Here is a 12,885-nt window from a genome sequence, read left to right as displayed (position 1 = left end):
CCCTTTTAAAGGGTGTTTTTTTGTTTAGTTCTATTCTCATTTTTGAGTTTGCACTTCAACAACCTTCGAATTTATTGTAGAAGTTAAGTTCTTTTTAAAATATTGTTTCCCAATCCATGCCGTTATGAATGAAGTAACAATAATAGCACTTAATATACTTAGTGAGGAGAAGGTTCCTGTTACAGGAATCATCACAGTAAAACTTCCGATTAAAGTAATTCGTATAGCAAGACCAATCGATCGGAATAAACTTTCAACACGCCCTATTTTATCGTTTGGTATCATTTCCATCATTAAAGTGTTTCGCGCTACCCTTGTACCCGCATTCGCTAAACCAAAAAATAGCGATACAACTACAAATAAAATGGTGATCGGGAAAAGAGTAGTAAATATCATGGATACCATAAATATAAATATTCCAATAAGCACGATTTTTACATTCCCAAATTTTTGTATAAGAAAAGGTACAGTCATTCCAGCTAGAAGTGCTCCAACCCCATATAACATTTCATGAGCACCATATACATTACCCCCTGCTTGTAAGGTAGACTCAATATAAATAGGGAACACATAATTTGTAATCATAACGATAACAAATGGGATGAACGCAGAAATTAGAAATAAAAATAATAACGGACGTTCTTTTAAGAATTCATATCCTTCCTGCATTTTCTCCCAGAAGGAAGCCTCCGTATTGGAGTGAGAAGATTGATTCTTTTTCAAGTAAGGGATTGTGTACAAGATGATAAATGCAATAGCATACGTGCTTGCATCTATGACTAAAATCCAATGAAGATCAATCACTTCAATTAATAGGGTAGCAACACCTCCAGCAACAACACTAGATAGTTGCCCTTGTATTTCCATGATTCCGTTTAAGCTTTTGTATTGGCTTCGTTCAAAGATTTCTTGGTTCATAGCAAACATTGTGGGATAGAACAAAGAATAATACAACATACCGCTGGCAAACAATACAACGAGTTGCCAAGTAGCATAACCTCCATTTACAAATCCGATGAAAGCAAATAAACCGATAATTATAAAACCTATCATTTCAGACCACAATAGCAATTTTTTGCGAGAATGTTGATCAATAAGATTCCCTATGATCGGAGCGATGAGGAATAACATAATGGTCAATATCAGTGAAACAAGTCCGAAGGTACTAGCCCCATTTTCTCCAGTAACAATCATCCACGGGATCGCAATCATAGTAATACCTGATCCAATGGATGAGAAAATATTCGCAGTTAAAATTTTAATGAAACGTTGATCTTGAATAATCAAACTCATTGCCTAGTACTTCGTTGTACACTATGTTGCATATATATTTGCAGTTCTTTCATCACATCATCCACTTGATTCATACCTTGTGCTGTTAATTGTTTGTTTTCCATATCAAATCGATCTGGATCTAAAACTAATTGTTTAGGAATAACATTTGCATATATCCCCCTTGCTACAGTACGCATATTACTTAATGCATTAATTCCGCCTTTTCCTCCACCACCAACTGCAATGAGTGCGACTGGTTTATGTTCGAATTGTGCACTGCTCAAGAAATCAATAGCGTTTTTTAATGCACCACTCATACCACTATGATACTCAGGGGATGTTAGTACGACACCATCTGCGTCATAAGCTAATTGTTTTAATTGTTTTACAGAATTAATTTCATCCTGATCTTCTTCACCATTATACATGGGTATACTACCATCACTTAAATCTATCAAATCCGCATTGTATTTTTGAGAAATGTACTTCCCTATCACGCCTGTTCTACCAAATGTTCTAGGGGTTCCATTAATGACTAATATTTTCATGTTTATATTCTCTCCTTAATTTAACTTAAATATAATTTTATTAATAACGAAATCTCGAAAGGATCCCGTTGCATTAACTATTATAAATTATAAATCATTCCTTATATTTTAACCTCATAAAAATGGTTTATATTATTCTACGACTTTAGTTGTAGCAGATTGTAGGTTATTGGGGCTCCGGGCCCCGCAAAAGTAATAGGTCGAATAAGACCAGCCACGTCCATGTGGCCAAATTCGACACCAGTTCATCCACGAACTGGGGAATTCATCACTTTTGTGGGTTATTAAAGTTTGTGTTTTACCGCAAATAGAGCAGCCTGTGTTCGATCAGCTAAATGAAGTTTTGACAAAATGTTGGATACATGAGTTTTGACTGTTTTTTCTGTGATATTTAAACTGTCAGCAATTTCTTTATTGCTTTTTCCGTTCGTAATTTCAGATAAAACTTCTCTCTCACGTTTAGTTAACTGCTCAACTAAGTTATTCTCTTGTTTTTGATCCGTCATATGTGACATCATGTGAGACATCGCTTTAGGATGGACATGGTTTTGTCCAAGATGAACATTGCGAATCGTTTTTACAAGTTCGTCTGGCTCCACGTCTTTTAATTGATAACCAGTTGCACCAGATTTAATAGCTGGAATGACATGGTCTTGGTCTGAAAAACTAGTTAAAATAATGATTTTCATATGTGGATTTTGTTCTTTAATGACCTTAGTCGCTTCGATACCGTTCATAACGGGCATCATGACATCCATTAAAATAATATCGGGCTGCAATTCATTTGCCAGTTCGACAGCTTCTTTCCCATTTTCGGCTTCTCCCAAAATTTCGATATCTTCTTGTGTGCGTAGAAAGAAATATAAGCCTCTTCTTACAACTTTATGATCATCAGCAATTAATACTTTAATACCCAATGTTGTTCCCCAACCTTTCGTTTTATTTCTTCATTTTACTGAATGTGTATCGATATAGGTTTTTGTCATAGGTAGACTCACTTTTAGCAGTGTTCCTTTTCCTGAAACACTTTGAATGATCACTGTTCCACCAAATAATTCAGCTCTTTCACGCATGCTTTTTAAACCAAGAGATGGACTGTGCTGTTCGGTGTTTAAACTAAATCCGATACCTTCATCACGAATATTCATCTCAACGTTCTTTTTATCACGATTAAATTCAATCCATACCTCAGTTGTTTCAGCATGTTTTTTAATATTGTTCAACGCTTCTTGACCGATTCGCCATAAACATTCTTCCATTATACTAGGAAGCTCTCCTACACCATGAACATCAGCAGATACATTTAAATCTAATACTTTCCCATATGCTACTAGGGCGCAAACAATCCCTTCCTCTAAATTTTGAGGACGTAGTTGCCAAATTAATGCGCGCATTTCCTTTAATGCATCTTGGGAAAGATCCTGCATGTAATTCAACATTTCATGAATGTCTTGATCCTCTGTCATTTCTTTTGTTCCTCTAACCGTAAGCACTAATGAAAATAGAAGTTGATTGACCGAATCATGTAAGTCTCTAGCTAGTCGATTACGTTCTTGAATTAAAGCAAGTTCGTGTGCTTTTTGGTTTAATCGTGCATGTTCAAATACGATGGCTAAATGTTGACCAAGCTGTTCAATAATATCTCGATCAATGTCATCTAAAGATGGATTCGAAATACTGATTTTTCCTGAAGTTTCTCCAAGTTTAAAAGGTTGAGTAATGGATATCATTTCTTCGCTGGAACCCATATTTTCCTCATGTTTTTTTTCATTACATTCAATATGGACGCGATGATACTGAAATTTAATTTGTATCAGTGAAGCAGAGTATTCTAATCTATAATTTTCATTACGGTCACCATGCAAGGCGGTAGTGACTTCACCTAACTTTTGGAACAGAGAGGCTCTCTTTTGATCTCGATTCATAAAGTTTAGACGTTTAATCGCAGTTCCGATTTGAATGGCTACCGATTCCAATAATGCTAGCTCTTCTTCATTAAATTCCAATTTGTTAGGTGATGCAACATTTAATAACCCAAATTTTTCGTTGCCTGCTTTTAAAGGAACCGTAGCATGATGAGTGACGTCTTCCGTATCTCCCCACTCATATTTAATTGCGTCATCAATTCTTTTACATTCTATAATATTGGCTGCCTTATCCAATCTCCCATCATGATAACGGTCAATACACCAACAACTACCTTCACACATGTGTTTTTTATCTTCGTGACATAAAGCAGGCGGAAGGTCATAATCTGTCACTAGTTTATAACTGCCATCTGTATCAATGAAATAAATCCAACCTGTTTTTAAGTCCATCAAACGAATAAGTTCTTTTAATACGGATTGCAACATCTTATCTAGATCCGTTACTTGGTTTATCGTTTGTAAAATGACCTTTAATGTGGTTAATTTTTGAATGTTTTTTTCATTTACCATTTCATTTCACTTCCCTACATATCAAAGTAAAACGTACTAATATTCTTAGTATAATAGAGTGCATGACATGAGTGCAAAAAGAATTTATGGGATAAATAAAAACAAAAAAATGTGGCAAGCTAATGTGGATGAATGAGGGAAAGGGGGAAAATCAGTGCATACTGGGTCCATTTCAACCAAAGAATTATCTTACATATGTGATTCTTTGAAAAATGAAGAATCAATCGTTAAACTTTGTGTACATGGAGCGGTAGAATGTCAAAATCCACAGTTGAAACAGTTTTTTAATCATATGTCACATGAACGTTTTCAGGATTTTGGTCAATTAATGAACGTATTAGATCATAACCAATATTCATAAATCACAAGAAAAGGAGGGCTATTAATGTATAATCAATCTACATCTAATATGGGGCAACAACAAATGGGACAACAACATGTTGCTTTACCAGATAAAGATATGGCAAATTTAGTTTTGTCAGAGCTAAAAAGAATGGCAAGAGAATATACGACTGCATGTCTGGAATCAGCAAATCCAATGGTTCATCAAAATTTTAATCAATTACTTCAAAAGACACTTGCAGATCAAGCACAGTTATTCCAAATTATGAGCCAACAAGGTATGTATAATGTGACTCCAGCACCCATGCAGGAAATTCAAAAAGAGCAGCAAAAATTTAATCAATGTGGTTATGAAACACAGCAGTTTATGCAGCAATATTTAGGTGGTGGTCAACCATCCTCTGGTATGATGGGCTCTGGAAATCAGTCTTATCAACAACCTACACATATGTCTATGAGCCCAAACACGTTAAACTATGGTGCAATGGGTACGATGCCACCAGGAGCTGCTTCTAGTACAGCAAACACATCAAGTGCAAATCAATCTGGAACACCTCAAATGAGGTCAGGCACACAAATGGGAACACAGATGAGTTCAAGTTCACAAACATCAGCTTCAACTCAGGACCACAATAAGAAATACTTAATTTAACCTTTGTATTTTAAAAATAAATCATGCTTTTTAAGCGCTCTGAATCTTCTTCATCTCAGGGTGCTTTTTTACGTATAAAATTCATATCTCGATCTTATTTTGACTTAAGGTGTATGTGTTTGACAGGGTAGAGTGTGTACTTTAGACTAAAATTTAGAGAAAAACAAAATCTTCACTTTTGGAGGTTCATTTTGATAGATACAATTAAAAATTGGAGCCACATCTTTAAACTAGATCCTGATAAAAAGATATCAGATGATCATTTGACAAAAATCTGTTGTTCTGGAACTGATGCAATCATGGTGGGGGGTTCAACAGGAATCACCTACGATAATACTTATGACCTGTTTTCTAGAATCCAACAGTATTCTATACCCTCTATATTAGAAGTTTCAAATCAAGATGCTATTGTTTTGGGTTTTGATCTTTATATGATTCCTATTGTTTTAAACGCAAATGAACCAGAGTGGATAATTGGAAACCATCAAAAAGCGATTAAAGCGTATGGGGATATCATTCCATGGGAGTATGTTTTACCAGAAGCCTATGTTTCTTTAAATCCAGACGCAACAGTCACAAAAGTGACAAATGCCACTACTGATTTAGATGAAGAGGATGTGCTCTCTTACGCAAGATGTGCAGAGCAATTATTTCATATGCCTATTTTTTATGCTGAATATAGCGGAGTATTTGGAAATATAGAGATGTTGAAAAAAGTGAAGAAGGTTTTAAACAAAACACAGCTTTTTTATGGTGGCGGAATAAATAATGTTCAAAAAGCTCAAATGGCAGCCAAAGTAGCGGATACGATCATTGTTGGAAATGTCATTTATCAGGATATAGAGTTAGCCATAGAAACTGTGAATATTAAAGAGGAAATGCCAAAGTAGTGCCTTCAAAAAACAAGAACGTGTATTCGCTTACATATGTTATAATATATAAATACAAATAAGAAGGTCCATTTGGACGTTAAATATCTAGTTAGGAAGGTCTGAATTTATAAATGAATGAAGCTTTTGATATTTTTAAATCGATAGATAGTTTAAATGAGCAGCAAAAAAAAGCAGTTGAAACAACTGAAGAACCATTATTAATTATGGCTGGTGCTGGAAGTGGTAAAACAAGAGTGCTTACCCACCGTATTGCATATTTAATTGCAACTACAAAAGTAGCTCCTTGGAACATCCTTGCTATTACATTTACAAATAAAGCGGCTAGAGAAATGAAAGAAAGGGTAGAGAGTTTGATAGGCCCTACAGCCAACGATATTTGGGTTTCCACTTTCCATTCCATGTGTGTAAGAATTTTACGTAAGGATATAGAAAAGATTGGTTTCACTTCTAATTTTACAATTTTAGATTCTACAGATCAGTTATCCGCAGTGAAAAATTGTATGAAAGAATTAAATATAGATAGTAAAAAATATGAACCTCGAGCGGTTTTATCTGCCATCAGTACGGCTAAAAATGAACTCATTTCACCTGAAAGATATGAGAGTACAATTGGAGATTACTATCAAGGTGTTATTTCAAATGTGTATACGTTATACCAAAAGAAATTAAAAAAGAACAACTCTCTGGACTTTGACGATTTAATTATGAAAACCATCGAGTTATTTCAAAAGGAACAGGAAGTATTAGAGTACTATCAATATAAATTTCAATATATTCATGTGGACGAATATCAGGATACAAACCGTGCACAATATTTGTTATGTCAAATGATTGCAGACCAACATCAAAGAATATGTGTCGTTGGAGATAGTGACCAATCCATTTATAGGTGGAGAGGCGCAGATATTACGAATATTTTAAACTTCGAAAAAGATTATCCAAAAGCAAAAGTCATATTATTAGAGCAGAATTATCGCTCAACAGCCAATATTTTAAATGCAGCGAATGAAGTGATTAATAACAATACAGGACGCAAACCTAAAAAACTTTGGACAGATCAAGGCGAAGGCGAAAAAATCCATCTATATAAAGCGGATTCTGAGCATGACGAAGGTTACTTTATTGCAAATGAAATTAAACAAAATCATGATAAAGGCATCAAATATAAAGATCATGCTATTTTGTATCGTACAAATGCCCAATCTCGTGTGATTGAGGAAATATTAATTAAATCGGATATTCAATATCAGATTATTGGCGGAATTAAATTCTATGATCGAAAAGAAATTAAAGACATCTTAGCTTATCTTCGTTTAATATCCAATCCCAATGATGATATTAGTTTTCAGAGAATCGTGAATGTACCTAAACGTGGTATCGGTGCGGCTTCACTGGACAAACTAGAAGCACAGGCAGCAAAGGAAGGGAAATCCATTTTTACGATGCTGGAAGATTTAAGTGCTGTGGAACTTAGTTCAAGAGCCAAAAATGCGTTACAACAGTTTAAAATACTAATTGATAACTTAACCTCCATGACAGATTACTTATCTGTAACTGAATTAACAGATAAGATGTTGGAGATGACTCAGTATAAAGAACCTTTTATACGTGAAAATACAATTGAATCTAAATCCAGATTGGAAAATATAGATGAGTTTCTTTCTGTAACGATGGAATTTGAGAAACGAAATGATGATGATTCGTTAGTTGCTTTTTTAACAGATTTAGCCTTGATTGCTGATATAGACACCTTAGATGAAAGTCCATCAGATAACGAAGATGTCTCTGCGGTCACTTTAATGACGATGCATAGTGCAAAAGGTTTGGAATTTCCTTATGTTTTTGTTGCCGGTATGGAGGAAGGTGTGTTTCCACATAGTCGCACTTTTGATGACGATGAGGAGCTAGAAGAGGAAAGACGTTTAGCTTATGTAGGGATTACTAGAGCGGAGAAACAACTGTTTTTAACTTGTGCAAAAATGAGAATGTTGTACGGTAGAACGAATGCAAATGCACCTTCAAGATTTTTGCAAGAAATACCTGAAGAGTTAATTGTAGATCAATCACCGGTAAGAGAATATAATTCATTTAATCAGCCTTCTTCTTATGGATCACAATCACAATATCGAACGAATTCATCATTCCAGAATTCAAGTTCAACTACATTTAAGCGTCAAAAACAGTCTTCACATGTCATTGCATCAGAAAAACCTGTTGGCAATTATAGTAATGGAGATAAAGTTTCACATAATAAGTGGGGTACAGGTACAGTGGTTGCTATCAAAGGAACTGGGGATGATACAGAGTTGCAAATCGCATTTCCTGCTCCTGTAGGTGTGAAAAGATTACTTGCTAAGTTTGCACCTATTACTAAGGTTTAGCATAGAAGATCTTTCTACAGAAAACTTATGTAAATATAGTTATAAAAAGAAATGAGGGAATTCAATGGCTGATCAATTAGAAACAATGAAAAAAATCATAGATGAAATTAATAAATATAACTATCACTACTATACATTAGATCAACCCCTAATAAGTGATCAGGAATATGACCGACTTTATGATCAGCTTGTTGCTTTAGAAAAAGAGTTAGGAGAAGTATATCCGTACTCCCCAACACAACGAGTGGGAGGAGAAATTTTAAAGGGCTTTAGTGAACACCGACATATCAATCGATTGTGGAGTTTAGATAAAGCACAAAGTCACGAGGATTTACAAGCATGGTATAAACGAGTGAAGAAACTTGTAAATGAATATAATACAAAAAATGCTGATCAAAAGCTCCCTGAACCTTCATTTGTTCTAGAATTAAAATTTGATGGGCTGACATTAAATCTAACTTATGACCAGGGAGAGTTAATTCAAGCCTCAACAAGAGGAAATGGTGTGATTGGTGAGAGCATACTTGCACAAGTAAAAACGATAAAATCCATTCCCTTACAAATTCCCTATAAAAGTGGACGGCTAGAAATCCAAGGCGAAGGATTAATGTACCTTTCAGTGTTGGAGAAATATAATGAAACGGCGGATGAACCTTTAAAAAATGCAAGAAATGCAGCAGCAGGTGCTTTAAGAAACTTAAATCCAAAGGTCACTGCAAAGCGTAACTTAGATGCGTTTATATATAATGTAGGTTATGCTGAAGAAATTCGGTTTGAGGACCACCGAGAGATGGTCAGTTTTCTAAAAGAAAACCAGTTTAAAGTGAACCCATACATTCATTTTATAGATCAGTTGGATGAAGTGATTAAAGAATTAGAAAATATTGATCAAATGAAATCCACACTTGACTATTTAATTGATGGTGCAGTTATTAAAATAGCGGATATGAAAACAAGAGAAGTGTTGGGATATACTGAGAAATTTCCTCGCTGGGCAATTGCATATAAATTTAAAGCTGAGGAAGCAACTACTATTCTAGAAGAAGTGATGTGGGAGGTTGGCCGAACAGGTAAAATTACTCCCGTTGCAAAAGTAAGTGCTGTAGATATTGGAGGAGTAACGGTCCAAAGGGCAACTCTAAACAATGAAGGCGATATAGAAAGAAAAGGATTGAAATATGCTCTGGGCTCAGAAGTATATATTCGAAGATCCAATGATGTCATTCCTGAAATTCTAGGCAAAGTGTCGGAAGAAAATGACGGTGATGAGATAACCATTCCTGATGTCTGTCCATCATGTGGAACAGAGCTAGTGAAAAAAGGAGCTCATTTATTTTGTGAGAATCAATTAGGCTGTAAACCGCAGTTAATTGGACGAATGAGACATTTTGCTTCAAGAGATGCAATGGACATTGATACATTAAGTATAAAAACAATCACTCAGTTATATGAGGAACGTGAAGTTCGGGACCCAGCAGATTTATATGATTTATCATTTGATGATTTAATTGATTTAGAACGATTTGGGGAAAAGAAAGCTAATAATTTATTAGAAGCGATTGAAGATAGTAAAACAAAAAATTTAACACATTTTTTATATGCTCTAGGGATTCCAAACACAGGAATTACTACGACTAAATTAATTGCTGAGCATTATAAAAGTTTAGAGAGTGTCATGAGTGCCACACAAGAACAGTTGATAGAGCTGCATGATGTAGGTGATATTGTGGCAGATAGTATTGTTTCGTTTTTTCAAAACCCAATTATTAAATCAAGTATTGAGCGAATGCTTGATGCAGGTGTAAATCCTGAATCAGAAGTGGAACAACCCGAAGAAATTAAAGATAATATTTTTAAAGATAAAACGGTTGTCATTACAGGAACATTACATGAGTTAGGGCGTAAAGAAGCGGCGGAGAAATTAGAGAAGTTTGGAGCTAAAGTCACGGGAAGTGTTTCTAAAAATACAGACTTTTTAATTGCTGGGGAGAAAGCGGGAAGTAAATTAAAAAAAGCTACCGATCTAGGCATTCAAATCTTAAATGAAATGGAGTTTTTGGCAGAGATAAAATAGGAACATGAATCCTAAATGTTGATAAACATGATGGTATCTTTCATCTCAAACGTATTGTTTTTTTATGGATACACATAATATCTTTAAAACATAGAAAATGGATAAGACTTATATAACACAAAGTGTAGAAAGAGGCATAGAAACTTATGACACAATCGAAATTGGAATCAAAAGTTCTGTCCTTACTTGAAGATAAAATTGAACTTATCAAATCGAAAAAAGGGGCGATTTATTTAGTCGGCCCTATTGAACTACCTGTTAATCTTTACGGGGAAACTGTCAATTTTAAATGGTATTGCTGGTTAAATTGTGAAGAAGTAACGGAAAACTACGAGAGAATCATTGAAAAATTATCCTCTGTTAATTTAGCTGAGCTACAGCAGTCAAGCGTTTTAGCATATGGTGATTTTTCATATGGAGATGATGCAATCATAAGGATGCATTCTATTTGTCATACAGGAGATATATTTGGTAGTAAACGATGTGACTGTGGATATCAATTGAAACAGTCTATGAAAATGATAGTAGATAATGGAACGGGTGCTTTATTTTATTTAGCTAACCATGAAGGAAGAGGAATTGGATTGTTTAGTAAAGCAATGGCTTATATACTTCAAGAAAATGGATATGACACGGTTGATGCAAATGAAAGTTTAGGTTTTGTTGATGATTCAAGAAATTATGATGATGCTATACAAGTGCTTAAAACATTAAGATCCAAACCAGTTACACTTATGACTAATAACCCGAAAAAGCTTAAAGCGTTGAAAAATGCTGGATTAAAAGTTTCAGATAGGAAGCCACTTTGGGGAGATGTTTCGGAGTTTAACGAGAACTATCTTGAGACAAAAATAAAACGTTCAGGTCATTTAGAAGAAGAAGAGACTTGTTCAAATAACTAGCGATGAATTTTATTTATGGAATTTTAACCGAATGCAGATCACTGCATTCGGTTTTCAGTTTGTATTTTAAGAAAGCATGGATTTCACTAAGTGTAGGGGAGAGGTATCAAAAAAAGAAAAATAGTTTAACATGTTTTTATGGGGAAAAAGCTCATCGGCTATTTCCTTATTGCTCTTTCCTTCCTTATGCAGTTCTATTATTTTTGCTTGGGATTCTTCCAAATAGTTGAGTTTTAATTGCAGTTTATGTTTGCCATCTTTCAATATCCCAGCATGACAGCAATAAACTGTAGAAAAGTCATATGTCAAAACATTCCTTAAAGAATCCATTAAGAGAGGCATATTTTCAAAGTTCCATATACTTTGTGGTTTACCTAATACATACAGATCTCCGCTAAATAACCTTCCGTTTTCCTCATCCAAAAGAACGATATGATCATCAGCATGCCCAGGGGTATGAATAACTTTATATTTATATTTGTTTGTTTCAAAGGTTGAATTAAGTTTTGACGCATTAAACCCCGCTCGTTTCCCCCAAAAATATCTTCGGTAATATGGCATCTTTCCATTTTTACTACATAGCTTCAGACCTGATTGGTGAGCATATATTGGAATTTGTTTATGTTTGGCGATCCAAGGAGCTAAACCAGTATGATCCTCATGATGATGAGTAATAATTACTTGATTTATATTGTTTTGTTTTAAAAAAGGAATAGTATCTTTTTTTCCTCTACGTGGACCTGTATCGACCAATAAACCATCTATTATGTAAAAATAGACGTTTACTTGAAAACCTATGGCGGGAACTACTGTTTTAGCACCTAAAACATCTTCATGATGTGAGAGTTGAAGCATACATATTCACTTTCCTTATTCATATTGTTTTTATACATACTTTTATTATATTGAATGAACTGTCAATTTAAAAGTTGTTTTTAGAAAAAATGACCAATAAAGTTTTTTAGTCTAATATAAAAACTCGAATTGGAATAAATTCTCATTGCATTAAAGAGATCATTCATGGTATATTATTTCTTGCCGCCATGAAGAGCAAACAATTTTGCGGTAAAAAACAAGAAAAAAATAACTTGCATTTAGATTAAACGTTTGTTAATATTATTTCTTGTCACGACAAAATCCTACAAAAGAATTTATGTGGAAATGTCGCGAAAATAAGTTCCTTGAAAACTGAACAAAATGAATCGATAATTACATTGAAAAGTAATGAGAATTATTTTTCAAACCCGGATATAACATGCAACAAAGAATGAGCCAAGCGCTCTAAATGGTTGTGGTCGTAAGATTGCAACTCTTTAATGGAGAGTTTGATCCTGGCTCAGGACGAACGCTGGCGGCGTGCCTAATACATGCAAGTCGAAC

Annotated in this window: 11 protein-coding genes and 1 rRNA gene; 7 read left to right on the top strand and 5 right to left on the bottom strand. The window is 34.5% G+C overall.

Annotation, left to right across the window (positions count from 1 at the left end; translation table 11 throughout):
* Positions 1-36: 36 nt before the first annotated feature.
* From EPK97_RS17160 to EPK97_RS17145, 4 genes are all read right to left on the bottom strand, one after another.
* Positions 37-1,293: an MFS transporter gene (locus EPK97_RS17160; protein WP_162037857.1), complete on the bottom strand. Its 1,257-nt coding sequence runs from the start codon at positions 1,291-1,293 to the stop codon at positions 37-39.
* Positions 1,290-1,823 (bottom strand): NADPH-dependent FMN reductase, encoded by a 534-nt coding sequence (locus EPK97_RS17155; RefSeq protein ID WP_162037856.1) that lies wholly within the window; start codon positions 1,821-1,823, stop codon positions 1,290-1,292. Before EPK97_RS17155 ends, EPK97_RS17160 begins: the two co-directional genes overlap by 4 nt.
* 284 nt (positions 1,824-2,107) lie before the next feature.
* Positions 2,108-2,740, bottom strand: coding sequence for a response regulator (locus EPK97_RS17150; RefSeq protein WP_162037855.1), 633 nt, complete (start codon positions 2,738-2,740; stop codon positions 2,108-2,110).
* Between the two features lie 30 nt (positions 2,741-2,770).
* Positions 2,771-4,261 carry a GAF domain-containing sensor histidine kinase gene (locus tag EPK97_RS17145; RefSeq protein ID WP_162037854.1) on the bottom strand — a complete coding sequence of 497 codons (1,491 nt, stop codon included), beginning with the start codon at positions 4,259-4,261 and terminating at the stop codon, positions 2,771-2,773.
* A 154-nt stretch (positions 4,262-4,415) separates the two neighbouring features.
* On the opposite strand from EPK97_RS17145, the gene EPK97_RS17140 reads away from it, so the two are divergent.
* The 6 genes from EPK97_RS17140 to EPK97_RS17115 all read left to right on the top strand — a co-directional run bounded on the left by EPK97_RS17140 (position 4,416) and on the right by EPK97_RS17115 (position 11,505).
* On the top strand, positions 4,416-4,622 hold the full coding sequence (locus EPK97_RS17140) for a spore coat protein (protein ID WP_162037853.1): 207 nt from the start codon (positions 4,416-4,418) through the stop codon (positions 4,620-4,622).
* A gap of 24 nt (positions 4,623-4,646) precedes the next feature.
* Entirely contained in the window at positions 4,647-5,255 is a 609-nt protein-coding gene (locus EPK97_RS17135) for a spore coat protein (protein ID WP_162037852.1), read from the top strand.
* Positions 5,256-5,446: 191 nt separating this feature from the next.
* On the top strand, positions 5,447-6,145 hold the full coding sequence (gene pcrB / locus EPK97_RS17130; protein WP_170295558.1) for a heptaprenylglyceryl phosphate synthase: 699 nt from the start codon (positions 5,447-5,449) through the stop codon (positions 6,143-6,145).
* A 113-nt stretch (positions 6,146-6,258) separates the two neighbouring features.
* Positions 6,259-8,529, top strand: coding sequence for a DNA helicase PcrA (pcrA, locus tag EPK97_RS17125; protein ID WP_162037851.1), 2,271 nt, complete (start codon positions 6,259-6,261; stop codon positions 8,527-8,529).
* Positions 8,530-8,593: 64 nt separating this feature from the next.
* Complete coding sequence (ligA, locus tag EPK97_RS17120; protein ID WP_162037850.1) at positions 8,594-10,603, top strand: NAD-dependent DNA ligase LigA; 2,010 nt, start codon at positions 8,594-8,596, stop codon at positions 10,601-10,603.
* A 146-nt stretch (positions 10,604-10,749) separates the two neighbouring features.
* Positions 10,750-11,505 (top strand): GTP cyclohydrolase II, encoded by a 756-nt coding sequence (locus EPK97_RS17115; protein WP_162037849.1) that lies wholly within the window; start codon positions 10,750-10,752, stop codon positions 11,503-11,505.
* Positions 11,506-11,571: 66 nt separating this feature from the next.
* Here EPK97_RS17115 and EPK97_RS17110 read toward each other — a convergent pair whose 3' ends face one another.
* A complete protein-coding gene (locus EPK97_RS17110) occupies positions 11,572-12,360 on the bottom strand; it encodes an MBL fold metallo-hydrolase (protein ID WP_162037848.1) in 789 nt (262 codons plus the stop codon).
* A 458-nt stretch (positions 12,361-12,818) separates the two neighbouring features.
* Here EPK97_RS17110 and EPK97_RS17105 point away from each other — a divergent pair.
* Positions 12,819-12,885: ribosomal RNA gene (locus EPK97_RS17105) — 16S ribosomal RNA — on the top strand; the annotation flags it as partial.

This window comes from Chengkuizengella sediminis (genome assembly GCF_010078385.1).
Lineage (GTDB): Bacteria > Bacillota > Bacilli > Paenibacillales > KCTC-33759 > Chengkuizengella > Chengkuizengella sediminis.
Note: the sequence above shows the minus strand (reverse complement) of the source record. Positions and strands in the feature narration are given on the sequence as shown.